This is a genomic window from Pantoea alfalfae, from assembly GCF_019880205.1.
GTDB lineage: Bacteria > Pseudomonadota > Gammaproteobacteria > Enterobacterales > Enterobacteriaceae > Pantoea > Pantoea alfalfae.
On sequence record NZ_CP082292.1, the window covers coordinates 3,064,071 to 3,089,725 of the forward strand.

25 protein-coding genes are annotated in these 25,655 nt (G+C 58.2%); 7 read left to right on the forward strand and 18 right to left on the reverse strand.

The window, feature by feature from the left end:
• Nucleotides 1–55 precede the first annotated feature (55 nt).
• The 5 genes from brnQ to phoB all read right to left on the reverse strand — a co-directional run bounded on the left by brnQ (nucleotide 56) and on the right by phoB (nucleotide 5,994).
• Nucleotides 56–1,375, reverse strand: a complete 1,320-nt coding sequence (gene brnQ, locus K6R05_RS14495) for a branched-chain amino acid transporter carrier protein BrnQ (protein ID WP_222924439.1) — start codon at nucleotides 1,373–1,375, stop codon at nucleotides 56–58.
• Nucleotides 1,376–1,766: 391 nt separating this feature from the next.
• The gene (locus K6R05_RS14500; RefSeq protein ID WP_161735286.1) at nucleotides 1,767–2,873 is read right to left on the reverse strand and encodes a cobalamin-independent methionine synthase II family protein; all 1,107 of its coding nucleotides are present in this window, start codon (nucleotides 2,871–2,873) and stop codon (nucleotides 1,767–1,769) included.
• 163 nt (nucleotides 2,874–3,036) lie between these two features.
• Nucleotides 3,037–3,957 (reverse strand): PstS family phosphate ABC transporter substrate-binding protein, encoded by a 921-nt coding sequence (locus K6R05_RS14505; RefSeq protein ID WP_222924440.1) that lies wholly within the window; start codon nucleotides 3,955–3,957, stop codon nucleotides 3,037–3,039.
• Between the two features lie 19 nt (nucleotides 3,958–3,976).
• Nucleotides 3,977–5,290 carry a phosphate regulon sensor histidine kinase PhoR gene (gene phoR / locus K6R05_RS14510; RefSeq protein ID WP_222924441.1) on the reverse strand — a complete coding sequence of 438 codons (1,314 nt, stop codon included), beginning with the start codon at nucleotides 5,288–5,290 and terminating at the stop codon, nucleotides 3,977–3,979.
• A gap of 14 nt (nucleotides 5,291–5,304) precedes the next feature.
• Nucleotides 5,305–5,994, reverse strand: coding sequence for a phosphate response regulator transcription factor PhoB (gene phoB, locus K6R05_RS14515; protein ID WP_003852491.1), 690 nt, complete (start codon nucleotides 5,992–5,994; stop codon nucleotides 5,305–5,307).
• Nucleotides 5,995–6,191: 197 nt separating this feature from the next.
• On the opposite strand from phoB, the gene sbcD reads away from it, so the two are divergent.
• Nucleotides 6,192–7,391, forward strand: coding sequence for an exonuclease subunit SbcD (gene sbcD, locus K6R05_RS14520; protein WP_222924443.1), 1,200 nt, complete (start codon nucleotides 6,192–6,194; stop codon nucleotides 7,389–7,391).
• On the forward strand, nucleotides 7,388–11,062 hold the full coding sequence (locus tag K6R05_RS14525; RefSeq protein ID WP_222924445.1) for an AAA family ATPase: 3,675 nt from the start codon (nucleotides 7,388–7,390) through the stop codon (nucleotides 11,060–11,062). Before sbcD ends, K6R05_RS14525 begins: the two co-directional genes overlap by 4 nt.
• 29 nt (nucleotides 11,063–11,091) lie before the next feature.
• On the opposite strand, the gene K6R05_RS14530 is transcribed toward K6R05_RS14525, so the two are convergent.
• The 3 genes from K6R05_RS14530 to K6R05_RS14540 are packed head-to-tail and all read right to left on the reverse strand — an operon-like array spanning nucleotide 11,092 to nucleotide 12,793.
• Nucleotides 11,092–11,748, reverse strand: a complete 657-nt coding sequence (locus tag K6R05_RS14530; protein WP_161735295.1) for a DUF799 domain-containing protein — start codon at nucleotides 11,746–11,748, stop codon at nucleotides 11,092–11,094.
• Complete coding sequence (locus K6R05_RS14535) at nucleotides 11,745–12,104, reverse strand: DUF4810 domain-containing protein (protein ID WP_161735297.1); 360 nt, start codon at nucleotides 12,102–12,104, stop codon at nucleotides 11,745–11,747. Before K6R05_RS14535 ends, K6R05_RS14530 begins: the two co-directional genes overlap by 4 nt.
• An 11-nt stretch (nucleotides 12,105–12,115) precedes the next feature.
• The gene (locus K6R05_RS14540; RefSeq protein WP_161735299.1) at nucleotides 12,116–12,793 is read right to left on the reverse strand and encodes a CsgG/HfaB family protein; all 678 of its coding nucleotides are present in this window, start codon (nucleotides 12,791–12,793) and stop codon (nucleotides 12,116–12,118) included.
• A 154-nt stretch (nucleotides 12,794–12,947) separates the two neighbouring features.
• On the opposite strand from K6R05_RS14540, the gene K6R05_RS14545 reads away from it, so the two are divergent.
• A complete protein-coding gene (locus K6R05_RS14545; RefSeq protein WP_222924446.1) occupies nucleotides 12,948–13,340 on the forward strand; it encodes a cell envelope integrity TolA C-terminal domain-containing protein in 393 nt (130 codons plus the stop codon).
• Here the strand turns inward: K6R05_RS14545 and qhpR are convergent.
• Entirely contained in the window at nucleotides 13,337–14,404 is a 1,068-nt protein-coding gene (qhpR, locus tag K6R05_RS14550; protein WP_222924447.1) for an AraC-like transcriptional regulator QhpR, read from the reverse strand. The genes K6R05_RS14545 and qhpR overlap by 4 nt on opposite strands.
• Nucleotides 14,405–14,566: 162 nt before the next feature.
• On the reverse strand, nucleotides 14,567–15,571 hold the full coding sequence (locus K6R05_RS14555) for a phosphotransferase enzyme family protein (RefSeq protein ID WP_222925496.1): 1,005 nt from the start codon (nucleotides 15,569–15,571) through the stop codon (nucleotides 14,567–14,569).
• A 249-nt stretch (nucleotides 15,572–15,820) separates the two neighbouring features.
• Between K6R05_RS14555 and eat the strand changes: the two genes are divergently transcribed.
• Nucleotides 15,821–17,185 carry an ethanolamine permease gene (gene eat, locus K6R05_RS14560; protein WP_222924448.1) on the forward strand — a complete coding sequence of 455 codons (1,365 nt, stop codon included), beginning with the start codon at nucleotides 15,821–15,823 and terminating at the stop codon, nucleotides 17,183–17,185.
• Nucleotides 17,186–17,269: 84 nt separating this feature from the next.
• Here the strand turns inward: eat and mak are convergent, their stop codons facing one another.
• A complete protein-coding gene (gene mak, locus K6R05_RS14565) occupies nucleotides 17,270–18,181 on the reverse strand; it encodes a fructokinase (protein WP_161735307.1) in 912 nt (303 codons plus the stop codon).
• Nucleotides 18,182–18,327: 146 nt separating this feature from the next.
• Here mak and rdgC point away from each other — a divergent pair, with 146 nt between their 5' ends.
• A complete protein-coding gene (gene rdgC, locus K6R05_RS14570) occupies nucleotides 18,328–19,239 on the forward strand; it encodes a recombination-associated protein RdgC (protein WP_150013087.1) in 912 nt (303 codons plus the stop codon).
• Between the two features lie 60 nt (nucleotides 19,240–19,299).
• Here the strand turns inward: rdgC and ppnP are convergent, their stop codons facing one another.
• From ppnP to aroL, 3 genes are all read right to left on the reverse strand, one after another.
• Complete coding sequence (gene ppnP, locus K6R05_RS14575) at nucleotides 19,300–19,596, reverse strand: pyrimidine/purine nucleoside phosphorylase (RefSeq protein ID WP_003850060.1); 297 nt, start codon at nucleotides 19,594–19,596, stop codon at nucleotides 19,300–19,302.
• Nucleotides 19,597–19,843: 247 nt separating this feature from the next.
• Nucleotides 19,844–20,035, reverse strand: a complete 192-nt coding sequence (locus tag K6R05_RS14580) for a YaiA family protein (RefSeq protein WP_161735308.1) — start codon at nucleotides 20,033–20,035, stop codon at nucleotides 19,844–19,846.
• 111 nt (nucleotides 20,036–20,146) lie between these two features.
• Nucleotides 20,147–20,671, reverse strand: a complete 525-nt coding sequence (gene aroL / locus K6R05_RS14585; RefSeq protein WP_161735310.1) for a shikimate kinase AroL — start codon at nucleotides 20,669–20,671, stop codon at nucleotides 20,147–20,149.
• 316 nt (nucleotides 20,672–20,987) lie between these two features.
• Here aroL and K6R05_RS14590 point away from each other — a divergent pair, with 316 nt between their 5' ends.
• Nucleotides 20,988–21,716: a DUF2076 domain-containing protein gene (locus K6R05_RS14590; protein ID WP_161735312.1), complete on the forward strand. Its 729-nt coding sequence runs from the start codon at nucleotides 20,988–20,990 to the stop codon at nucleotides 21,714–21,716.
• Here K6R05_RS14590 and K6R05_RS14595 read toward each other — a convergent pair.
• The gene (locus tag K6R05_RS14595) at nucleotides 21,713–22,168 is read right to left on the reverse strand and encodes a YaiI/YqxD family protein (RefSeq protein WP_003850071.1); all 456 of its coding nucleotides are present in this window, start codon (nucleotides 22,166–22,168) and stop codon (nucleotides 21,713–21,715) included. The genes K6R05_RS14590 and K6R05_RS14595 overlap by 4 nt on opposite strands.
• Nucleotides 22,169–22,336: 168 nt before the next feature.
• On the opposite strand from K6R05_RS14595, the gene proC reads away from it, so the two are divergent.
• On the forward strand, nucleotides 22,337–23,149 hold the full coding sequence (gene proC, locus K6R05_RS14600) for a pyrroline-5-carboxylate reductase (protein ID WP_222924449.1): 813 nt from the start codon (nucleotides 22,337–22,339) through the stop codon (nucleotides 23,147–23,149).
• A 52-nt stretch (nucleotides 23,150–23,201) separates the two neighbouring features.
• On the opposite strand, the gene K6R05_RS14605 is transcribed toward proC, so the two are convergent.
• From K6R05_RS14605 to K6R05_RS14615, 3 genes are all read right to left on the reverse strand, one after another.
• Nucleotides 23,202–24,728: an FAD-dependent oxidoreductase gene (locus K6R05_RS14605; protein WP_222924452.1), complete on the reverse strand. Its 1,527-nt coding sequence runs from the start codon at nucleotides 24,726–24,728 to the stop codon at nucleotides 23,202–23,204.
• A 218-nt stretch (nucleotides 24,729–24,946) separates the two neighbouring features.
• The gene (locus K6R05_RS14610; protein WP_222924453.1) at nucleotides 24,947–25,249 is read right to left on the reverse strand and encodes a PsiF family protein; all 303 of its coding nucleotides are present in this window, start codon (nucleotides 25,247–25,249) and stop codon (nucleotides 24,947–24,949) included.
• A 201-nt stretch (nucleotides 25,250–25,450) separates the two neighbouring features.
• Nucleotides 25,451–25,597: a hypothetical protein gene (locus K6R05_RS14615; protein WP_222924455.1), complete on the reverse strand. Its 147-nt coding sequence runs from the start codon at nucleotides 25,595–25,597 to the stop codon at nucleotides 25,451–25,453.
• Between the last annotated feature and the right edge of the window lie 58 nt (nucleotides 25,598–25,655).

Sequence of the window (25,655 nt, forward strand, 5' to 3'; positions counted from 1 at the left end):
TGAAATGAAAAAACCACGGGCAAGCCCGTGGTTAAAGAAGAATCAGTGCGCTCTGTTACGAGTGAACCGTCACCTGTTCCGGTCCTTTCACCCGATCCACAACAGCGGCAATCAGCAGCATTACCAGCGACGGTGGCAACCAGGCGAGACCCTGATCGGCCAGCGGCAGATGCTGACTGAATGCCGGCAGCAAATCTTTAAACCCGGTAGTTTTAATCGCATCAACAATGCCAAACAGCAGGCTTACCAGCATCGCTGGCGCGATAATCCGGCTGCTCTTATTCCACCAGTTGAGGGTGAAACTCAGCACCACCAGCACGATACAGGGCGGATAGATCGCCGTCAGTACCGGGATGGAGATCTGAATCAGGTGGCTCAGGCCGAGATTCGACACCACCATCGAGAACAGACCCAGAATAAACACCAGCGTTTTATACGACAACGGCAGGTATTGCGCAAAAAATTCCGCACAGGCACAGGTCAGGCCGACAGCGGTCACCATACAAGCGACGAAGATCAGCGCGGCCAGGAAGAAGCTGCCCATGTTGCCAAAGGTATGCTGAACATACGCGTGCAGAATCGCTGCACCATTGGCATTTTGATCCACCAGCGCCCCGCTGCCCGCGCCCAGTTTAAACAGGCAGAGGTAGACCAGCGTCAGGCCCAGACCGGCAATCAATCCTGCCAGCACGGTATAGCGGGTCAGCAGCGCGGCATTATCAACACCACGTGAACGGGCGGCATTAACAATCACGATGCCAAACACCAGCGCGCCCAGCGTATCCATGGTCAGATAGCCATTAACAAAACCGCTGGAGAACGCCGCACGCTGATAATCAGCCGTCGCCGGAATGGTCCCGCCTGCAGGCCAGACCAGTGCAGCTACGCCCAGCACGGTCAGCGCGATAATTTTTAGTGGCGCAAGGAAGTGCCCTACCGTGTCGAGCAGCTTGCCCGGATAGAGCGACACGCCAATCACCAGCGCGAAGTAGATCAGGCTATAGATGAACAGCGGCAGCGCGCCATCGCCGGTCAGCGGTGCAATGCCCATCTCAAACGAGACCGTTGCCGTGCGCGGGGTAGCAAACAGCGGCCCGACAGCCAGATAGCACACGGTGGCCAGCACGATACCAGCGACCTTGCCTATCGGGCTGCTGAGCGCATCCACGCCGCCGCCGACGCGGGCCAGCGCGATCACGGTCATCACGGGCAGACCGACTGCGGTAATCAGAAAACCAATCGCGGCTGTCCAGACGTGTTCGCCAGACTGAATGCCGACCATTGGCGGAAAAATGATGTTACCCGCGCCAACAAACAGGGCAAATGTCATAAAGCCCAGCGCGAGAATGTCCTTCGAAGTTAAACGATGTGTCATACGGCCTGTCACTGATGTTGCGGTGGAAGTTGGGTTAGTGTTGTCCCCTCGCTGCGTGCAAACCGCGACCTGGCTGACAATGTCAGCGCATTATGCTCATCGCAGGGTAAAGCGCAGGTGATTTAAGCTGCTTTTATTCTGTTCACAGAGGGATGGATCGACAACGGCGCTAAGTAAAACGTTTATAGCGGTGAAAGGCAATACGGGATCGGAAAACCAGAAGGTTATGCCGCCATTTTTTCAAAAGGCAGTGGATAGCGTTAATTTTTGCCGTAGGCACACAAGATGATGTGCTTAAATAACAGACAGAGCGTGAGAAAACCCCGCATAAATGGGCCAGAAGATACACAAAAGGCGCGTTTTACGCGCCTGTCTGCACAACGTTACAGCATTACCAGACCTGATTAGCGATATCGACCACTAAACGAATCTTCTGCCATTGCTCCGCTTCGCTCAGGCTATTGCCCTCTTCGGTAGAAGCAAAGCCGCACTGCGGGCTGAGGCAGATCTGGTCCAGGCTGACATACTGCGTCGCCTCTTCCAGTCGGGCTTTCACCTGCGCCGGATCTTCCAGCTCACCTACTTTGGTGGTGATCAGGCCCAGAACAACCTGCTGATGGCCCGGCCTGACGTAACGCAGTGGCTCAAAGCCGCCAGAACGGGCATTGTCATACTCCAGGAAGAACGCATCCACGTTGACGCTGCCGAACAGGATTTCTGCCACGGGTCCATAGCCGCCTTCAGAAATCCAGGTTGAGCGGAAATTACCGCGACAGACATGCAGACCCACGGTCAGATCGGCAGGTTTATCCGCCAGCGCTTTATTCAACACCTGAGCATACGTCTGGGCCAGCTGGTCCGGATCGTCGCCACGTGCGCGGATATCGCGCTTCTGATCTTCGGAACAGAGATACGCCCAGACGGTGTCATCCAGCTGCAGATAGCGACAGCCCGCGTCGTAAAAGGCCTTGATCGCCTGTTTGTAAGTCTGCGCCAGATCGTCGAAGTAGTCCGCCAGATCGGGATAGACTTCCGAATCAATCACTTTGCGTCCACCGCGGAAGTGCAGCACGCTGGGGCTGGGAATGGTCATCTTCGGCACCGCATCACCGGCAATACTCTGCAGGAAGCGAAAATGGCCGAGCATCGGGTGATCCGCCGGGAAACCGAGTTTGCTCACCACTTTCACGCCATGCGCTTTAGTCTGAACGCCATTAAACTGGATGCCCTGCTCCGCTTCATAGCTCTCGACGCCGTCAAGGCCATAGAAGAAGTCGAAATGCCACCAGCCACGACGGAACTCGCCGTCTGTCACCACTTTCAGGCCATTTTCGCGCTGTTTCGCGACTACATCGCGGATTGCCGCATCTTCAACCTGACGCAGGGCTGCGGCATCAATCTCGCCCGCTGAAAACTGTTCGCGCGCCTGCTTAATCGCAGCAGGACGCAGGAAGCTGCCAACGGTGTCGGCGCGGAACGGGGCGGTTTCTCTTTGCATGATCACTCCTGTCTCTCCTGCAAATGATTGCGGCAGGAAATAATTACATTCTGATATGGATAGCCATCTGGATGGCTATATGTCTGAATGCAGAGTGACATGAGTAACCTCTGTCTGCAACTGAAGAAAATTCAGCGATGATGAAAAAAATTCAGGTTGGAAATTATTGCAGCGCTGCGCGTGCCTGTGCCATCTGGCTGTCAGAGAGCGGCAGGTAGCCTGCTTCGCTGACCCGCCGCTGGCCTTGAGGAGAAAGTACCTGCTGCAAAAAGGCGGCGACCAGCGGTGGCAACGGTTTGCCGGGCGCTTTGTTGACGTAGAGATAGAGCGGACGCGCCCAGGGATAGCGGCCACTGCGGATAGCATCGGCATCCGGAACAATCGCCTGCCCCTGATCGTTCATCACCGCCAGCATTTTTACACCGCTGAGATGAAAGCCGAAACTGGCGTAACCGATGCTGCGCGAATTACCGGCCACCGCCTGCACCACGGCGGCCGAGCCGGGAAACTCTGCCACGTCGCTGCGGAAATCGCCTTTGCACAGCACCTGCTGCTTGAAGAAACCCCACGTGCCGGAGGCGGAGTTGCGGCCATAACGCTGAATCGGCCGTTTGCGCCACTGGTCGCCGGTTAAACCGAGATCGCCCCAGCGCAGCGGCACACCGTGCGCGCCACACAGGCGGGTAATGGAGAAAATAGCATCGAGCTGACGCGGTTCAATCTGCTGCAGCGGATTGCGCTGATTCACCACCACCACCAGCGCATCCATCGCCACCGGCACCGCCAGCGGCGGATAGCCGTAGCGCGCCTCAAAGGCCTGGCGTTCGTCGGCCTGCATCGGTCGGCTCATCGGCCCGAGCTGAGCGGCACCCGCTGCCAGCGCGGTCGGCGCGGTAGACGAACCAGAGGCCTGAACCTGCACATTAACGCCCGGTGCCTGGCGGCTGAAATCTTCGCCCCACAGGGTCATCAGATAGCCAAGCGTGTCGGATCCGACGCTGCTGAGATTGCCGGAGAGCGCGCCGGGCTGGGCCAGCGCCATGCCCGGCAGCAGAGAGACGATTAACAAAAGAAGGAGGCGCATCAGAGAGATCCGGCAGCGATTAATGAACGGCATTCTCCTGCATCACGCTGCTGACAATCAACCTCGCGGGCAGCGTAAAAGTAAAACAGGTCTCTTTATGCGGCACGCTGGTGATATCGAGCCGCGCGTTGTGGTGGCTCAGCGCATGTTTCACAATCGCCAGCCCCAGCCCGCTGCCGCCGGTGGCGCGTGAACGCGCTTTATCAACCCGGTAGAAGCGCTCGGTCAGACGCGGAATATGTTCTGAGGCGATACCTGGCCCGTTGTCGCATACCCGGAAGGTTGCGCCCTGCTTGCCACGCAGCCAGCTGATATCGATCCGCGTGCCCTCCGGGGTGTGATTGACCGCGTTGTAAACCAGGTTGGAGATCGCGCTGCGCAGCTGTTCGTCGTTGCCGAACACTTTCAGATGGGGATCGGTATGAAAATGGATATCGTGCCGACCGCCACTCAGTGTCGCCGCCTCATGCTGCAGCAGTTTCAGCATCACCGGCACATCGACCTTCTCTTTGAGATCGATCGCGGGGGCGGCTTCAATACGCGACAGCGTCAGCAGCTGTTTCACCAGGCTGTCCATGCGGCGCGTCTGCTCCGACATGGTGTGCAGCGCTTTGCTGCGCGAAGGCTCGCTCATCACCGAGTCGTTCATCATCTCCAGATAGCCCTGTAGCACGGTGAGCGGCGTCCGTAACTCATGGCTGACGTTGGCAAAGAAGTTACGGCGCGCCCCTTCCAGCTGATGCATCTGCGTCACATCACGGGCTACCAGCAGCCATTGCCCCTCGCTGTAGGGCATGACGCGGAATTCCATATGAAGTTTGTTGTTCAGCACCAGCGTCAGCGGCTTGTCAAAATCGCGCTGGCGAAGATAGCGGGAGAACTCCGGGTAACGCAGCAGATTGAGGATATTCTGGCCATTATCTTCCGGCCAGCGCAGCCCCAGGTGCTGTTGCGCCAGGCCGTTACACCAGAAAATAGTGCCCTCTTCCGTGGTCAGGATCACCGCATCCGGCAGCGATTCGGCCCCGCTGCGGAAGCGTTTAATGAGATTGCCCAGTTCACGCCGCCGCCGCCGGTTGCGCAGTTGCATCTGGTAAAGCCCATAAAACAGCGGTTCCCAGCTGGCACGCCCGGTCGGTGGCGTCATGGTGCGGTCGAGCCACAGCCAGTGCGACAGCCGCATCAGATTGTGGAAATGCCACAACAGCACCACCAGCACGCTCACCAGCAGCCACCAGGGCAGGCTGCCAAACAGCAGGCCCAGCAGCGCAGCAGGCAGACTGGCCAGCAGCAGTTCTGTCAGTAATCTCTTCCAGGAGAGGCGTTCCAGCACGGTAAAGGCTCCGTTCAGTAGCGGGCAGAGAAACGATACCCTGTTCCACGGACGGTTTGTACCATGCGATCGTGGCCGGAGACTTCCAGCGCTTTACGTAAACGGCGAATGTGAACATCGACAGTGCGATCCTCCACATACACATTGGTGCCCCAGACGTGGTTCAGCAGCTGTTCGCGGCTGTAGACGCGTTCCGGGTGAGTCATAAAGAAGTGCAGCAGCTTATATTCGGTGGGGCCCATCTCCAGCGGCGTGGTTTCGGACATCACGCGATGTGAGGAGGGATCCAGACTCAGCCCCTGCATCTCAATCACCTCTTCCACCGCCATCGGCGAAATGCGGCGCATCACCGCTTTGATCCGCGCCATCAGCTCTTTGGGTGAAAACGGCTTGGTAATGTAATCATCGGCGCCCACTTCCAGGCCACGTACCCGATCTTCCTCTTCGCCACGCGCGGTCAGCATCATCACCGGGATATCGCGGGTCATCGCCTCGCGCTTCAGATGCTTAATAAACTGAATACCGCTGCCACCGGGTAACATCCAGTCCAGCAAAATCAGATCGGGCCAGGGTTCAATCAGCTTGCCAACGGCGCTGTCATAATCTTCCGCCTCGATTGGCTGATAGTCGTTCTGCTCCAGAACAAAACACAACATTTCACGGATGGGGGCTTCATCCTCCACAACCAAAATGCGCTTAGCCATTATTACTCCTGCTGATTATGACGGCTGTCACTGAGATTCGCGGCGCCATTATGCGTCAGATTTGTGACACTTTTATGAAAAACATAACCTGCCTGTAACCTCACTGGTAATCATTTATGACAGCGCAGCGACATTTTTTTGCTTTGGCCGCAGAGCCAGTATAATCGCCCGGCGAATCACAACGGCAGGGACTCATCATGCGCATTATTCATACTGCGGACTGGCATCTGGGGCAGTTCTTTTACAACAAAAGTCGGGCAGCCGAACATCAGGCGTTTCTCGACTGGCTGTTGATCCAGATTGAACAGCATCAGGTGGATGCGCTGATTATTGCAGGCGACCTGTTTGATACCGGCACGCCGCCCAGCTACGCCCGCGAGATGTTTAACCGTTTTGTGGTGGCGCTGCAGCCCACCGGCTGTCAGCTGATTGTGCTGGCGGGTAACCACGATTCCGTGGCAACGCTGAACGAGTCACGCGAGCTGCTGGCCTGTCTCAATACCCGGGTGATCGCTACACCGCAGGAGCAGGATGATGTGCTACTGCTCAACACCCGCCAGGGCGAGCCGGGTGCGCTACTGTGCGCCATTCCCTATCTGCGCCCGCGCGATATCCTGCGCAGCCGGGCGGGTCAGTCGGGCCGCGACAAACAGACCTCGCTGCTGGAGGCGATTGCCCACCACTATCAGCAGCGTTTCGCCGCTGCCCAGGCGCTGGGCTATGCGCTGCCAATCATTGCTACCGGTCACCTCACCACTGTCGGCGTCAGCCAGAGCGATTCGGTGCGCGACATCTACATCGGCACGCTGGACGCGTTTCCGGCCAGCGCGTTTCCGGCTGCTGACTATATTGCGCTCGGCCATATTCATCGCGCCCAGCGCGTGGCCGGCAGCGAGCATATCCGCTATAGCGGCTCGCCGATTCCGCTGAGCTTTGATGAGCTGGGGAGTGAAAAGAGCGTCTTCCTGCTGGAACTGGCGGTCAGTGGCCTGCAGTCAGTTACGCCGCTGGTGGTGCCACAGGCGCAGCCGATGCAGGTGCTGAAAGGTTCGCTGGCGCAGATTGCGGAGCAGCTAAACGCCTTTAGTACGACAGAGCAGGAAAAACCGACCTGGCTCGACATCGAAGTTACCACCCAGGAGTACCTCAGCGATCTGCAGCGCCAGGTCGAAACACTGACCGCTACGCTGCCGGTCGAGGTATTGCTGTTACGCCGCAGTCGTGAACAGCGTCAGCAGAGCCTGGCGCGGCTCGACAACGAAACGCTGAGTGAGCTGAAGGTGGAAGAGGTCTTCGCGCGCCGCCTGGCGCTGGATGAGGCGCTGCAACCGGCGCAAATTGACGAGATGACCACGCTGTTTCGCCAGACGCTGGCCGCTATGGAAGAGACCCGATGAAGATTCTTACGCTACGGTTTAAAAACCTCAACGCCCTGCGCGGTGAATGGTTCATCGACTTCCGCGCCGAACCCTTTGCCAGCAACGGCCTGTTTGCCATAACCGGGGCCACCGGGGCCGGTAAAACCACCCTGCTGGACGCGATCTGCCTGGCGCTCTATCACCAGACGCCGCGCCTGGGGGCGATTTCCCAGAGCCAGAATGCCCTGATGACCCGCGACTGCGCAGAATGTCTGGCTGAGGTCGAGTTTGAGATCAAAGGTGAAGCCTGGCGCGCCTTCTGGAGCCAGAACCGCGCACGCGGCACCGCCGACGGCAAACTGCAGGCACCGCGCGTTGAGCTGGCGCGCTGTGACGACAACCTCATTGTTGCCGATAAAGTCGGTGACAAGCTGAAGCTGATCGAAACCCTCTCAGGTCTTGATTTCGAACGCTTTACCCGCTCGATGATGCTGTCACAGGGCCAGTTTGCCGCCTTCCTCAATGCTAAAGCCAGTGAACGCGCCGAACTGCTGGAGGAGCTAACCGGCACCGAAATTTACGGCCTGATTTCCGCTGCCATCTACGAGCGCCACAAAGAGGCGAAAACTCAGCTGGATCTGCTGCGCAGCCAGGCGGGGGCGATGGCCCTGCTGGATAGCGACGCCCGTGACGCCCTGCAACAGCAGCTCACCGCTCTGACTGACGCGGAACAGCAGCTCAGTGCACACTATCAACTGGCGCAGCAACAGCAGCAATGGCAGCAGCAGGCACAGCAGTTACTGCAGGACAGTGCGCAGGCTGAAGCCGCGCTGCAGCAGGCTCAGGCCGTCTCACAGGCGGCAGAGACGGATCGCCAGCGGCTGGCTCGCAGCGAACCGGCTGAAAAGCTGCGGATAAAACTGCAGCAGCGCGACGCGTTGCGCAGCGAACAGCAGCAGGCTGAGAGCCGCTATCAGCAGCTCACGTCAGCGACGGCGCTGGCGCAGAACCAGCAGCAGCAGCATCAGCAGCACTACGCAGCCGCTCAGACGGCCCGCCAGCAGGCGCAGCAGGAACAGCAGCAGCAGGAAAACCTGCTGACGGAACAGGTGCTGCCGCTGGATCAGCGGATGAGTACGCTGCAGCAGCACCTTGCGGAGCAGCAGCAGGAGAACAGTCGTCTGCAGCAGCATGCCGATCAGACCCAGGCCAGCCTGACGCAGCAGATGCAGCAGGTCGCGGGCTGGCAGCAGGCGATTACAGAACAGCATCAGTTACGCGAGCAGCTTGCCGATCTGGCGCACTGGGGCGCTTCGCTGCCGGTATGGCAGGAGAATTTTGCTTTGCTGGCACAGCGTGAGGCGACGCTGGCGGAACTGACACAACAGCGCGAGCAGCAGCAGCAACAGATTGATGCGCAACAGGCGAAACAGCAGCAGCAGGCACAACAGGCACTGCCGCGCCAGCAGGCGGAGCAACAGGCCCGCCAGGCGCTGTTGCAGGCGGAGCAGGAACTCACTTCGCTTCATGAACAGCATCCACCGGCTGCACTGCGCCAGGCATTAAGCCAGTTGCAGAACAGTCGTCCGGCGCGTCAGCAACTGCTGCTGCTCTCAACGCAGTGGCAGCCGCTGCACCAGCAGCTGGACCAGCACCAGCAAAAGCTGAGCGCGCTGGTAAAAGCGCATCAGCAGAGTGAAGCGGAACTTCAGACCCTGCGCGAGACGTGGAAACGCGAAAAGCAGCAGCTGGATGACGTCGAAAAAATCTGCGCGCTGGAGCAGCAGATTGTCGACCTCAGCGATTACCGCGCCCGGCTCACCGCCGATCAGCCCTGTCCGCTGTGCGGCTCCTGCACCCATCCTGCGGTCGAGGCCTACAGCACACTGGAAGTAAGTGCTAACCAGCAGCGCCGGGCTGCGCTGCAACAACAAACCGAGGCACTGCGCGAAGCGGGCACGGCAAAAAACGAACAGCTGAAGCAATCAACGGTGCAGCAGCAGACTCTGCGCGAGGAAATCGCCGGGATGCAGCAACAGCTTGATCAGCTTGAGCAGCAATGGCAGGCGCTGAGCGGTGAGCTGGCACTTACCTTCCCGCTTGCCGATCGCGAGTCCTTAGCCACGTGGCAGCAGCAGCAAAGCGACCGTGAAAGTCAGCTTGAGCAGCAGCGACAGGCTCAGGAGGCCGCTGAACAGGCGCGTCAGGCTGCGAAAGATCACCATCTTCAGCAATTGCAGGCCTGGCAGCAGCACCAGCAGGCCGGACAGCTGGCGCAGCAGTCGCTGACCAGCCTGCAACAGGCGCTGGATGCGCTGCAACAGCGTCAGCAGCAGGAACAGCAGGCCTGGGCGCAGTTGCAGAGCCGTCTGGAGCAGCAGTTCACTGCACACAGTCTTGCCCTGCCCGATGCCGCCCATCGCGATGCGTGGCTGGCGGAGCAACAGCGGCGCTGGCAGCGCTGGCAGGAAAGTGAGCAGTTGCTCGCTAACCTGCAGCCGCAGCTGTTAAAAGGGGAAACTCAGCTCACTGCCCTGCAGCAGCAGGCTGAACAGGAACAGCAGCAGCTCACGACCCGTCAGCAGCAGCAGCAGCAGAGCCAGACGCAGCTCAGCGAGATGCGCCGTGCCCGTCTGGCGCTGTTCGGCGATCGCGAGGTTACCCTCGCCCGTCAGCAGATGCAGACCCGCGTTCAGCACGCTGATGAACAGCTGGCACAGCAGCTCACCGCCCTGCAACAGGCGCACGCCGAGGTCAGTCGCCTGCAGGGTGAGCTGTCGGGGCTGGAAAATCAGCGTCAGACCCTCAGCGGCAAACTGGCAGAGGCGGAAAGCGCACTGCAGCAGGCACTGGAGAGCGCCGGATTTGCCGATGAAGCCAGCCTGCGCGAGGCGCTGCTGGATGAGCAGACTGCACTGCAACTGCGCCAGCAGCTGCAGCAGCTCGATCAGCAATGCCAGCAGCAGCAGGCGCGACTGGCGGATCTGCATCAGCGGCTCAGCGCGCATCAGCAGGCGAAGCCCGACGCGATGCCGGAATCTGCGGAAGCGCTGGCGCAGCAGCTGGAGCAGTTGCGGCTGGCCCTGCGCGACAACGCCAGCCAGCAGGGTCAGATTCAGCAGCAGCTGTACAGCGACGCCAGTCTCCGCGCCCGACAGCAGAGCCTGATGACGCAGATTGAACAGGATGGTGTGATACTGGCGCAGTGGAGCCTGCTCAACGATCTGATCGGCTCCGCCAGCGGCGACAAGTTCAGGCGCTTCGCGCAAGGGTTAACGCTGGATCATCTGGTCGCGCTCGCTAATCGCCAGCTTGATCGGCTACATGGCCGTTATCTGCTGCAGCGCCGGGCGCAGGATCTGCTGGAGCTGGATGTCGTCGATACCTGGCAGGCCGATGCGGCGCGCGATACCCGCACGTTATCAGGTGGCGAGAGCTTCCTGGTCAGTCTGGCGCTGGCACTGGCGTTATCAGATCTGGTCAGCCACAAAACGCGCATCGAATCGCTGTTTCTGGATGAGGGGTTCGGCACGCTGGATGCGCAGACGCTCGACACCGCGCTGGATGCCCTGGACGCGCTGAACGCCAGCGGCAAAACCATTGGGGTGATCAGCCACGTGGAAGCGATGAAAGAGCGCATCCCGGTGCAGATTAAAGTGCGCAAAATGAATGGCCTGGGTTACAGCCAGCTGGAGCTGCCGCAGGGATAACGGGCGCCAGAGCGCCCGTCTGAGTCTGATCAGCGGGCGCTGACGACCTTGTAGCGAGGGCCGGTGAGTAATCCGCCCTGCTCGTTCTGTGCCAGCAGACGATTGCTGGTCAGTCCGGCCACGGTATGGGCTTTGTCACTGACGTTGTCGGAGATCTGCTTGATCGCCGCGCTGACCAGAATACCGATCACGCCGTTATTGTTATTGTTGCCCTGATCATTGTCGGTAGCGGTGGCGGAACCCTGCCAGATCTCTTTGCCGCTGCGTAAATCCACCAGCCGTGCTTTGGCGGTCACCGTGGTCACGCTGTCAATGACACGATAGCTGCTGCCATAGTCGCTGATCGAGATATAGAGCGCGCTGTCGGCGTGGAAAATCTCATTCAGACGCTTCGCGCTGACCGCCTGGGCGTCGCTGGCGCTGGACAGGCCGTTCTGCTGAAAGGTCTCTTCAACCACCGCTACCGGGAAGACGTAGTAACCGGCCTCGGCCAGCGGACGCGTCACCAGCGAGTTCAGGCTGTGCGCAGCGTTGATATCCGGCGAGGTGTTAGCGGCAGGCAGCACCAGAATCGAGGCAGGCTTGCTGGCATGAAACGCCGTGTAGTCATACGGTTTTTTCGGCTGCGCACAGCCAGTCAGTAGCAGCACGATCAGCGCGCCGCTCAGAGCAATCCATTTTTTCACTGTACCCCTCCTTGTTTTTTACTCATCAGAAAATCCATGTAAGGTGCCGATTCGGGAAACAGCTGCTTCTCGGTGGCGAACTGACCAAACGCTTTATTGGTATCACCGGTTTTAGCGTAGAGCAGGCCGAGCTGCGCATGCAGGCCTGGCGGCACTGGCTGACCCGCAGCACGGGCTTTTTCCACATCCAGATTCAGCGCATCGATCTGCTTCAGCGGATCGCCGCTTTGCTGATAGTAGCTATAAATCTGTTCCTGATAGTCGCCCCAGTAGTAGATCGTTTTCGGCGCTTTTGGCGCACAGCCGGCCAACAGCGCCGCTGCCATCAGCAGGCTGCTCAGTGTCATCATTTTCATTTACTGCTTCCTTATTTAGCCGGGCGCCATGCGCCGTTGTTGATTCCATCCACTAAATGATCAACCGCTTCGCGAATCGCCAGATCCATCACTTTACCGTTCAGCGTCGAGTCATAGCTGCTGGTGCCGCCAAAGCCGATCACTTCGCGTGCCGAAAGCTGGTACTCGCCCGCACCCTGGGTGCTGTAAACCACTTCAGAGGTGGCGACATCCACCACGTTGAGATTCACTTTGGCATAGGCGATCTGAGTTTTGCCGCGGCCCAGAATGCCCCACAGCTGCTGATCGCCTACTTCTTTGCGGCCAAACTCGGTGATATCACCGGTGATGATGAAGTTCGCGCCTTTGATATTCTGCTGGCTGCGTTTGAAGTCTGACTCCTGCTGCAACTCTTTCAGGTTGCTGCGATCCAGCACGCTGAAGCGATTGGTCTGCTGCAGATGGGTAATCAGAATGGTTTTCGATTGATTACCCAGCCGATCGACGCCATCAGAGAAGATGCCGTTCATGTACGAGGAACGGTTATCAAACTGACCTACCGCAATCGGGCTGCGCACGCCCTGATAAACCGGCTGGCTGGCTGCGCGAACCTGCGGCGCCTGAATTGCACGGGAAGATTCGGTGGCACAGCCGCTGATCAGCGAGGTGGTTAACAAGGAGAGTGCCGCAAAGGCATATTTTTTCTGCATTTCTAATCCATGAAGTGAAAAGAGACATCATCCGCACAGGGGCGGTAAATTCTGGTTCTGCCGACAGTCGGAGGAATGCCATAGCATTCAGCATGCCGGTCTGTAGACTGTCGGCAGCAGACCGGAAGATCTTTAGAAAAAAGTGGCTAATTTAATGAATTTAATTAATACAATAGTGAGAATGTTGCCGGGTGTGATTATTGCTTTTTCGCTCAGTGCCTGTCAGCAACCTTTGTCAAAGCAACGTGATAGCGTGGCAAACCTGTGTGAGCCTGCGAAGGATCCGGACAGTAAATCCTGTCACTGGACTAATCGAATGCAGCCGGTACTGAATCGGCAGTTTACTGATGCGGTACGTTATACGGGTCAGCAATGTCTGGTACGGATGGAGTGGCAGCAACATAGCAGACATTATGCGGTGACGCAGACTCAGGGGGATGAGGCGCTCTGCCTGCGTGCCTGGCAACTGGTGGCACAAACGCGCGATCTGCCACCGCCACCGGAGCCTGGACAACCGGCGTGGTTTGGCTTTGCGCCGCGTGGTTAGCTGGCCAGACCTTCCTGACGCCACTGGCGCGGACTGATGCCAAACCAGCGGCGAAATGCGCGTGAGAACGCGCTGACTTCCGAGTAGCCCAGCAGCAACGCCATCTCCGAGATCGGCAGCTGCTTCTGCTGCAGATAGTACGTCGCCATCTCGCAGCGCACCTGATCCACCAGCGCAGTAAAGCTGCTGCCCTCTTCGCGCAGCCGTCGCTGCAGTGACCAGCTCGACAGCCCGAGTTTATCCGCCACCTCTTCCAGTACCGGCTCGCCCTGCATCAGCGATAAATTAACCTGCGAACGCGCCTGCTCAATCATGCTCTGTTGAGACGTCCCACGGTTCAGCCGCCGGATCGCATCCTGCATCACCATCAACAGGATCGGATCGCTCTCCGGCATCGCGCGCAGCAGATCGCGTTTCGGGATCACCAGCGAATTAAACGGCTGATCGAACCAGACCGGCGCATCAAATACTTTGCAGTGATCGTGCCACTGGCCGGGACGGGGGTGTTCGAAATGGACTTCACGTGGTGCCCAGTGTCTGCCAGCGACGTGGCGGATCAGATTCATAAACATTCCCAGCGTCAGCTCGGCATCCTGACGGCGCGACAGGATCGCGCCGTGCCGTACCTGATAGTCGAGCCGCCAGCACTCTCCCTTATCCACCAGCCGGGTTAAGGTGTCGTGCTGATGCCAGGGAAATGCGTTAACCACATTGTGCAGCGCCTGTTCCAGCGTATCGGAGCACAAGCCAATGTAGCCGATCAGACCTAATGACTGCGGTTTAAACTGCCTGCCGTAGTGCAAACCGAAGTTATCAAAACCGGAGTGACGCGCCGCCTCTTCCAGTACCCGACAATAGTTAACCAGCCCCAGGCTCAGCGTCGGGCTGGCCAGGCGCTCCGGATCGATGCCGCTGATGCCAAAAATGCGATCAACATCGCCGCCCTGAGAATGAATAAACTCGCTTAAACCGGTCGCCGCCGCAGCCAGCACGCCGTGATTGCCTGCCCCCGCCGCTGCAGAGCAGGCCGCAAATGCATCAGGCTTGATCAGTGTCGGATTCATGGTCGCCTCAGTCAGAAGTCAGGTGGATCACCCGTTCCTGAGATCAGAGCAAATTCCATACCAGGTTCCCAGGCCCCGCCGCACCGCCTGCGGGTGGTCCAGACTGCGCGCGGACACGGCATCCGGCACTGCGGCGGCGCAGCTACGCCCGCCGCTGGTGCATCAGACGCCGACCGGCAGCGGTTTACCCGCCAGATAATCGCGGCAGAGGCGGACCGAGTGACTGGCCCACTCCGGGCCGAGACTGCGCGCCATTTCGGTTTCAGCATGCGATCCTATCCAGGCGGTGAGCTGGATACGACGCTGGATCAGCAGCGCGGGCAGCATGGCCATCTCGGCATCGCTGATATGCGCCACCTGCTCATAACCGCGTATCCAGTGATCGATCCACTCTGGTGCGCGCGGATGATGCTCAACAAAACTGATCGCCGCCGCCAGATCGTGCAGATACCAGCCAAGTCCGCAGTCATCGAAGTCGATCACCCGCGTTTCGCCCTTGTGCAGCAGCAGATTGGTCAGCCGCAGATCGGCGTGGATCAGACCATAGCGATCCGATCCCTTACCAAACTGCGCCATCGCCGCGCCGACCTGCGCGATCGTCTGTTCGACGACGCCGTGATCGGCGGGAGGCAGAGTGGGCGCATCCTGCCAGCGTCCCCAGTGACTCTCAGCGCTGGTCATGGTGTGGTGATCCCAGATGATGCGCTGGAAACCCGCGGGTGGCTGCCACTGCTTACTGTGCTGATGCAGCCGCGCGGTAATCTGTCCCAGCTGCTGAAAGGCGCGGGGATCAACGTCGGTGGTCGGCATCTCCCCCTCGATCCAGTGAAACAGCACCACGTAGCGCTCACTGCCATCCGGCAGCCGCAGCGTCAGCACCGTTTCGCCCGCGTTGTCCGGCACCGCTTCCGGCACCATAATGCCGGTTTCGCGCAGCGCGTCGAGCCACAGCAGTTCGCTAAGGATATCCGCTTTCTGATGGTAATCGCCGCGATGCAGCCGCAGCGCATAACGCCGGCCTGCCGCTTTAACCAGGAACGTGGCGTTCTCTGAGCGGCACAGCAGGCTGAGCTGCCCCTGCAGCGCAGCGGGATAACAGGCCAGCGCCTGCTGCGCCATCAGGGTGAGTTGGGAATCAGTCAGGTTGTCATATTGTTTTGCGCTCATCATCCGGCTCCTTTTCACTTGCGTTATCTCAGCATGTGTTGCCAGAAGGTGAGTTGCTTGACCTCAGAAGAGACAAAGTTGACCGCAGCGTGCATCCGGCCCGGTTGTTGCCTGTGAGTTGACCGTGGAGGACAGAAGTCACTGCGCCCGCGTCAAGTCGTGGTGAGTAATGCAACGGCATTATCCCCTTACTTTAGTAGTTATGGCGGTGTAAGGCCGCGTGAGACCAACAACGACGGGGATAGCAGAATGACAAACAGACTCAAGCCCACGCTGGGCACCCTGCATCTGTGGGGGATTGCGGTTGGCCTGGTGATCTCAGGCGAATATTTTGGCTGGAGTTACGGCTGGGCCGTGGCGGGCACGCTGGGATTTCTGGTTACTACCGCGCTGATCGCCACGCTCTACACCTGCTTTATTTTTAGCTTCACCGAGCTGACCACCGCGATCCCTCATGCAGGCGGACCCTTTGCCTATAGCTGTCGCGCCTTTGGCGAAACCGGCGGGCTGATTGCTGGTCTGGCGACGCTGATTGAATTTGTCTTTGCGCCTCCGGCGATTGCCATGGCGATCGGGGCTTATCTGAATGTGCAGTATCCCGAACTTAATCCGAAAACCGCGGCGGTCGGCGCGTACCTGCTGTTTATGACGCTGAATATTCTCGGTGTAAAACTGGCGGCGATGTTCGAACTGGTTGTCACTGTACTGGCGGTCATTGAGCTGCTGGTATTTATGGGCGTGGTCTCACCTGGCTTCAGCCTGGCAAACTTTGCCGCACACGGCTGGGCGGGCAGTGACAGCTTCGGACTGCCCGCCTTCTCCGGCATTTTCGCCGCTATTCCCTTCGCTATCTGGTTTTTCCTTGCCATTGAAGGTGCCGCGATGGCGGCCGAAGAGGCGAAAGATCCTACCCGGACCATTCCCCGTGCCTGGATCAGCGGGATCCTGACGCTGGTAGTGCTGGCAATTGGCGTAATGCTGATGGCGGGCGGCGCAGGTGACTGGCGTAAACTGGCCGACATTAACGATCCGCTGCCACAGGCGATGAAAATGATCGTTGGCGAACACTCTACCTGGATGCATATGCTGGTGTGGATTGGGCTGTTTGGCCTGATTGCCAGCTTCCACGGCATCATCCTCGGCTATTCACGGCAGTTTTTTGCCCTGGCCCGCGCGGGCTATCTGCCGCCTTCGCTGGCAAAACTGTCGCGTTTCCAGACCCCACATCGCGCCATTATTCTCGGCGGCGTGCTGGGCATCGCGGCGATTTACAGCGATGGCGTGATTAATCTGCAGGGAATGACGCTGACGGCGGCGATGATCACCATGGCGGTGTTTGGCGCGATTGTGATGTACATCATGAGCATGCTGAGCCTGTTTAAACTACGCCGCAGCGCGCCGGAGATGGTGCGCAGTTTCCGCGCGCCGGGCTATCCGATTGTACCGGGCATCGCTCTGCTGCTGTCAGTCATCTGCCTGCTGGCGATGCTGTGGTTTAATCCGGTGATTGGCGCACTGTTTTTCGCCATTATGCTGGTCGGCTATCTCTACTTCCTCGCCACCAAAGCGCAGCGCGACCGGGCTCCGCAGGACACGATGCTGGTGGGCGAATAACCGCGGCGCGGCAGGATGCCGCGCCGGGGCTTAAGTTCAGCGCCAGAAACCCAGGCGCTGAACGTCAGCGGATGTGCGGGACACTCAGCCGTTAAGCGGCCAGAGCCACGCCGCACCGCGAACGCCGCTGGAGTCGCCATGCTGCGCCTTCAGCACCGGCGTTTCACACTCCCCGCCAAACACCCATTTCTTCATCAGCACCGGTACGGTCTGATAGAGACGATCCACATTGCTCATCCCGCCACCCAGCACGATCACGTCGGGATCGATCAGATTAACCACCTGCGCCAGCGATTTGGCCAGCCGCAGCTCATAACGGCTCATCGCCCGTTCGGCGATCGGATCCTGCTGCGTCAGCAGCGAAACGATCTCAGCACCTTTGCGATGCACGCCACTCAGCCGCTGATAGTCGATACCAAAACCGGTGCCAGAAACAAAGGTCTCGATGCAGCCCTGCTGCCCGCAATAACAGGGCACTTCCTGGCGGTAGCGCAGCTCATCTTCATCCATCCACGGCAGCGGATTATGGCCCCACTCGCCGGCATTGCCGTTGCCACCGATGCGCGACTCCCCATTGATCGCTACACCTGCGCCCGACCCGGTGCCGATGATCACGGCAAACACCAGCGACTGTCCGGCACCCGCACCATCGACCGCTTCCGACACGGCCAGACAGTTGGCGTCGTTGGCAATACGCACTTCCCGGTTCAGCGCCTGAGCCAGATCTTTGTCCAGCGGCTGGCCGTTGAGCCAGGTAGAGTTGGCATTTTTCACCCGCTTACTGAAGGGCGAAAGCGAGCCAGGAATACCCAGCCCGACCGTGCCGGTCTCGCCGGTTTTCTGCTCCGCCAGTGTGACCAGATCGACAATCGCCTGCACCGTTGCCTGATAGTCATCACGCGGGGTATTCACCCGATGGCGGAACAGCTCCTGTCCCTTATCCGACAATGCAATCACTTCTGTCTTGGTGCCACCCAGATCTATGCCTATGCGCAAGGTTACCTCCTCGTTATTCGTTCAGGTGAGAGATACAGTAGAAGGCGGCTGCCTTAAAGGCAATGAAACCACTCCGATGTTTCGCTATCATGCGCGCTGACTCTCGCAGACTTGTGCGCCCGATCGCGCCACGGTAAGGAATCCCGATGTTGTGGTTTAAAAATATGATGGTTTATCGTCTGAATCGTGACATTCCGTTGTCCGCAGATGAGATGGAAAAACAGCTCGACGCCTTCACGTTTTCACCGTGTGGCAGTCAGGATATGAGCAAGACCGGCTGGGTCCCGCCGATGGGTAACCGCAGCGACGCGCTGACCCATGAGAACAAAGGCCAGATTGTGATTTGCGCCCGCAAAGAGGAGAAAATCCTGCCGTCGCCGGTCGTGAAACAGGCGCTGGAAGCGAAAATCGACAAGCTGGAATCTGAGCAGAGCCGCAAGCTCAAAAAGACCGAAAAAGATTCGCTGAAAGATGAAGTGCTGCACAGCCTGCTGCCGCGCGCCTTCAGCCGTTTCAGCCAGACTTATCTGTGGATCGACACGGTCAACAATCTGATTATGGTGGACTGTGCCAGCGCAAAAAAAGCGGAAGATACCCTGGCGCTGCTGCGCAAAAGCCTGGGTTCACTGCCGGTGGTGCCGCTGACGCTGGAAAACCCGATTGAGCTGACCCTGACCGAGTGGGTTCGTTCGGGCGATCTGCCTGCCGGTTTTGCGCTGATGGATGAAGCGGAGCTGAAAGCGCTGCTGGAAGATGGCGGCGTCATTCGCTGCAAGAAACAGGATCTGGTATGCGATGAGATCGCCAACCACATCGAAGCGGGCAAGCTGGTGACCAAACTGGCACTCGACTGGCAGGAGCGCATTCAGTTCGTGCTGGCGGATGACGGTTCGGTGAAACGTCTGAAGTTCAGCGACACGCTGCGCGACCAGAACGACGATATCGACCGCGAAGATTTTGCTCAGCGCTTTGATGCTGACTTTATTCTGATGACCAGCGAACTGGCCGCACTGACCAGCAATCTGGTGGAAGCCTTAGGTGGCGAAGCCCAGCGTTAATCAGAATCACCCGGACAGACATGGTTTGCCCAAAAAAAGGGCCGCTTAGCGGCCCTTTTTTTAATCTTTGTCTTTCAGGTAGCGGCAGAGATAGGAACTTGGCTCGCCGACCTGCAGATGAAATTCACTGTGACCCGGCACGTTAAACACCGAACCCGCTTCAAACCATTTCCACTCAGTCTCACCCGGCAGCAACACCTTAAGCGAGCCGCTGACGACGGTCATCTCTTCCGGCTGGCCGGTTCCAAATGTGTATTCACCTTCAGACATCACGCCCACGCTGGCACGACCGGTGCTCGCACTGTCAAAACCGATAGATTTAACTTTTCCGTCAAAATACTCACTTACGTTGAGCATAATAGTTCTCCAGAGCACATGTTGTGTGTCTGGAAGTGTAGAAGGGAACCCGCTGATCTGTCACGCGAAATGATGGTCGTTTGTGATCTCTTCCGATGGGAGAGCGCGTTAAGCAGGTGGTCCGGGCAGCGCTGTTTTGATTCGGCTATGGGGATTTGGGGAGTCAAACATAGAGGGAAAAGATCAGGCAACTTACGGGCAGATTAAAGCTGAGCAGCAGGCTGGCGTCCCTGCCAGCCGTGACGTGTTACTCTTTTTCGACGTCTTCGTAGCGCGCTTTAGCATCATGCGCTTCTTCTTCCGTCTCGTGCTCGCTGATTAATGAATTCGGTTTGGGATGATCAGCACGCAATTCGTAAGAAGTGACTTTATTACCTTCAGTGCCCTTTTCAACGGGCACAACTTTCGCTTCACGTGGGTACGGTGGTCTGGTCGGCATACTGTGTCCCTCTTGTCTGAATAACATTCCACAGGACAGGCCGCTGCCTGTCATAGAGTAAGTATAGACAATGCCATCCGAAGCGGGATCAAAGCGGGAAAAATCGGAGGGTTAGCTGGCGCGCGCCAGGGAAAGTGACAGCAGAATCTCTTCCACCACGCACGCCGGCGATTGCATGGCGTTGACCTGATGATGGGCCGCCGCCTGGTAGAGATGCGCACGTTCACGCAGCACATCACTCATCTCATCGGCAATCGGACGTCCGGTCAGCGTTGGACGCTGAGCCGCTTCAGGTTCGCTTTCCAGTCGTTCTGCCAGCACTTCGGGCGACGCGCTGAGCCAGATCACCCGGCCCTGCTCCTGCATGAAGCGGCAGTTCTCTTCAGCCAGAATCATACCACCACCGGTAGCAATCACGGTCCCGGGTGCTGTTACCGCTTTAAGCGATTCCGTTTCACGGGCGCGAAAACCTTCCCAGCCTTCTGCCGCAACAATCTCGGCCACGCTGCGCTGCGTGCTGAGTTGCAGATAGTGATCGGTATCTCTAAAGGCGTAGCCCAGCGCCTGCGACAACGCTTCGCCGACCGTGGTTTTGCCGCAACCGCGAGCGCCAATCAAAAAGATGGGTAGTGACATCAGGGCCATTCCTCCGCCTGACCGCGCGATGCGGCTGCATGGTGAGCTTAATAATGCGACGCATGATAACTGGAAATTATTATGGCCTCCACCTGTCAGGCATGATTTACGCATTTTCGTTACCTGAACAGCGATAACATTCGTATTTTCAACAGGAAAAGCATGCACGTTTTGTGCATCAGGGCGCTAACAGGACGATAAAACAACGCGTAAAGTAGCGTCCGGAATGCGCTGGCAATATTTGCTTACCGCCGCGATTTTACTTTTCTCACTGGCGCCCACATATACTGATAAACATTGCCACAGGAGAGTCATCATGCAACGCGAAGAACAACAACTGATCGAAGGGCTGTTCAGCCGTCTGAAACAGGCTGAAAGCCAGACCGTGGCACGCGATGCCGCAGCCGAACAACTGATTAATCAGCATCTTCAGGCGCAGCCGGGCGCGCCTTACTACATGGCGCAGGCGATCCTGATTCAGGAAGCGGCACTGAAAAAACTTAATGAGAAAGTGTCAGCGCTGGAAAGCCAGGTTGCACAGTTGCAACAGCAACAGCAGCAGCAACCCGCACAGAGCAGCGGCGGCTTTCTGTCGGGACTGTTTGGCAGCGGTTCGCGCCAGCAGCAGCCCGTTCAGCAGCAGCAACAATCGTCGCCGTGGAACAGTGCACCGCAGCAACCGGCACAGCAGCAATATGCTCCTGCCCAGGCACCCGCGCCACGCGGCACCGGTTTCCTTGGCGGCGCACTGCAAACAGCGGTGGGCGTGGCTGGGGGGGTCGTGATGGCCGACATGCTGACCAGCATGTTCCACCATTCACAGCCGGAAGAGATTGTGAACATCATCAATGAGCCGCCATTGCCGGAGGTGAATGATAATCTCAACACCTTCAACGGTGGCGATGACAACGCCGATGCCTTTAACGGCGGTAATGATAACGCCTTCCTGGACCAGAACGCGGGCTGGGACAGTAATTATGCTGACAACAGCGATCTGAACGATTTTGGCGGCGGCGATTTCGACGACGACGATAGCTTCGTTTAAGTAGAGCGTTTCTGCTGAGTGAGCCAGCTGTCCAGCTCATTGGCAAACTGCTGGCGGTCACGCGGACTCATCGTCGCGGGGCCGCCGGTCTGCACGCCGCTTGACCGCAGAGTATCCATAAAATCCCGCATCGTCAGGCGTTCACGTATCGTGGCCGGTGAGTAGCGCTCGCCGCGCGGATTCAACGCTGCCGCCCCTTTCTCAATCACCTCAGCCGCCAGCGGAATATCGGCGGTGATCACCAGATCGCCGGGCTGACAACGTCTGACAATCTCATTGTCCGCCACATCAAATCCGGCTGGCACCTGCAGGGTGCGCAGATAAGGCGATGGCGGCACACGCAGAAACTGGTTTGCCACAAAAGTGACCGTGGTGGCGGTGCGATCCGCAGCACGGTAGAGCACCTCTTTGATCACATTCGGACAGGCATCGGCATCGACCCAGATAAACATCATGATTCCTTACAGTCAGAGAAGCCTGAGATCTTGCCGGGTTCTCCCTGAATGGCAAATTTTATTTGCGGCACGCTTTCCAGCCCGCACCCGGCTGACTTGTTATTCGGGCTGGCTGAAGTAAGCTAGCCCACTGAGAAAACCGAATAATGTCCTAAGGAGATGGCGATGCTGGCAAAAAAAATCGGGTTTATCGGCGGGGGAAACATGGCGAAAGCCATTATCGGCGGACTGGTCAATAGCGGCAAAATCGCCCCGTCTGATATCTTCGTTTACGATCGCAAAGCAGAGACCAACCAGGCGATGGCAGAGCAGTATGGTATCAACGCGGCTGAGAGCACGGATGCGCTGGCACGTGAAGTGGACATCCTGTTCGGCGCGGTAAAACCCAATGTGATCCTGAAAGTATTAAAAGAGCTGGCCGGCAGCCTGAAAAAAGAGGCGCTGGTGGTGTCGATTGCGGCGGGCGTGACGCTGGATTCGCTTTCATCGGTGCTGGGCTACGATCGTAAAATCGTCCGGGCGATGCCGAATACGCCTTCGCTGGTCAGCGAAGGCATGACCTCGGTCACGCCCAACGTGCTGGTTGAGCAGGCGGAGATCAACGAGGTCGTTGCGATTTTTGAGAGCTTCGGCAAAGCGGCCGTGGTGGATGAATATCTGATTCACTCCGTGGTCGGCGTCAGCGGTTCTGCGCCGGCCTACGTCTTTATGTTTATCGAAGCGATGGCGGATGCGGCCGTACTGGGCGGCATGCCGCGCGCCCAGGCCTATCAGTTTGCTGCACAGGCGGTAAAAGGAGCGGCGGAGATGGTGCTGACCAGCGGTAAACATCCGGCTGAACTTAAAGATATGGTCTGCTCACCTGGCGGCACCACCATTGAAGCCGTGAAGGTGCTGGAAGAGAAAGGGATGCGGTCGGCAGTGATTGAAGCAATGCAGCAGTGCATGGCGAAGTCCGAAAAACTGAGCCGCAGCTAAGCGTCAGGCATTGCGCAGGGCGGACCAGCTCGCGGCCCGCCCTGCGCGCAGCTTAACTGATGTGCGCCTGACAGAGCGCTACCGCGTCGGCAAGCGTCATCGGTTGCTGCATCCGCTCCACCAGCTCAGCGGTCAGCGTGTACATACCGCATGAGCAGATCGCGGCCAGTTGCCCCTGCTGACCATAAAACGCCATAAACTTTTTGTCCTCCAGCGAGCCGATCAGCTCGAAATTATCCCATTCTGCTGCGTGGCCAACATACTCATAACGGGTGCCATACTGCGTCGTCCAGAAAAACGGCACACGATCAAAGGTGACGTTCTGATCCAGCATATTCCATGCGGCAGTCTGTCCCTGCTGATGCGCGACGCGATAGTGCTCAATGCGCAGCGGCCCCTGTGCCGACGGATACGTGGCGATATCACCCGCCACCCAGATATTGTCAGCGACCCGTAAATGCTCGTCTGCCTGCAGACTGCCATCCTCTGCCAGCGGCAGATCGTGGATAAAGTCGGTAGCCGGTTTAACGCCGGTAGCAAACAGCACAACATTCGCGTCCAGCTGCCGTCCGCCCTTAAGCTGCACGCCACTCACCTGCTGGTCGCCCTGCAGTGATGCGATCTCACCCTGCACCCACTTCACGCCATTTTGCTCATGCAACTGGTAGAAATAGCGGCCAATCTGATCGCCAAACCGTTTTGCAAAGGGCAGCGCCTGACGGGCAATCACTGTAACGTCGATGTCACGGTTACGCAGTGCCGACGCCAGCTCGGTGCCGATAAAACTGTTACCGATAATCACGATTTTATGGGTCGCATCCACCGCCTGAAGCAGCTCATCGGTCTGCGCTTTGCTGCGCAGCAGATAGACCCCGTCAAGATCGCTGCCCGGCAAATCGGGACGGACAGGCTTCGCGCCGCTGGCGATCAGCAGTTTGTCGAAGGCAAGCGTTTCGCCATCGTCGAAGATCAGCCGTTGCTGCTGCGCATCGAGGCGGCTCACGGTTGCCTGCACTCGTTCAACGTGATCCATCACATCCGCTTTCAGCAGCTGTGGCACCTCGCTGATGTCCATTTTGCCCGACGGCACAAATTTGGTCAGCGCGGTGCGGTCGTAAGGTGCGTCCGCCTCCCGCTCAACCAGAATCAGGCGGCCTTTGAAACCGTCATGACGCAGACGCCACAGCGCTGCGCTGCCCGCCGCGCCACCACCCAGCACCACATAGACCGGCGCGGCTGCCCCGCTGCCAATGGGGGCAGCGGGTGACATCGCTTTAGGATTCACCAGCACCCGCCCCTGTTCGATGCGCAGCGGATACTGTTTGAGATCGGCTAGCGCCAGCGGTTCACACATTTTGCCGTCGGCAAGATCAAACGCGGCTTTGTGCCACGGGCAGACCAGCCGGTCGCCGCAGATGGCGCCCTGCTCCAGCGGCGCGCCCGCGTGTGGACATTTCGCCTGATACGCGCGTACGTTGTCCCCGTCGCGAATCAGTAAGACCTCTACCTCACCCAGCGTTTTTTTAACCGGCTGTCGCTGAGGCAGATCGTTCAGGTCGGTGGTAAATTGATAGTTCACGGCATGGCTCCTTTCGCTGTTTCTGGACTGATGCTGCGCGGTAAAACGAGGCCTGCGCAAATCCTCACAAACAGTAAGTGTGGCAAAGGAACCAGGAAGCCTGACGCCGAATGTTTGTCAGAAGGTTAACCTGCTGTTGTGAAAGATAATTTAATCGTCTTCAGGCGGGCAAGGAATCGGCAGGGAGAAGCGGCCACCTGCGTGGCCGTGAGGGATGATTAGCTTTTTTTCAGGCACTGGCTCATAAAGGTTTTACGCGCGTCGCCTGCCAGCTTTTTATCGCCAGCTTCGCCGTTACAGCTTTTCATTTTCATCTGCTGCGGCGTCATGTGCGACAGTTTGCTGTCCTTTTTCAGGCATTTACTCATAAAGGTTTTACGTGCTTCCCCTTTGAGATCCTGAGATTTGGCGTGCTGGTTACACATCGTCATTTTCTCCTGCTGCGGCGTTTTTTCCGCCGCACCCGCCATACCACTGACCAGCAGGCCCGCCATCATCATCGCCATTAAACTGACTTTCATCTTGTTATCTCCACAATGGATTGTCACCTGTTATTCTGGCAGCGAATAAGCAAAGCGGAAAATGTTTCAGGTCAAAGTGACGTGAAGATCCCATTCCCGTCTGGGACTAACGGCGTTACTGGCGGGGATGCCGCAACAGCTTTTCGATGTAACTGCGCAGCAGGCGCACATCGTCATTTGCCAGCATTCATCAGGCAGGGCTTAACTGGGATCGACAAATCCGCGGCCCGGCCCGCCGCCATGTCCGCCCCAGCCACCCCCACCGCCGCCACCAGGAGGCGGGAAAAGACATCCACTTAATGCAGTCACTAATGCCACAACGGCAGCCAGCTTAACGATTCGTACCATATTTACCTCAGGGTGATGAAATCGGGCTGAGTGTATGAAGGCACCCGCATGGCGACAA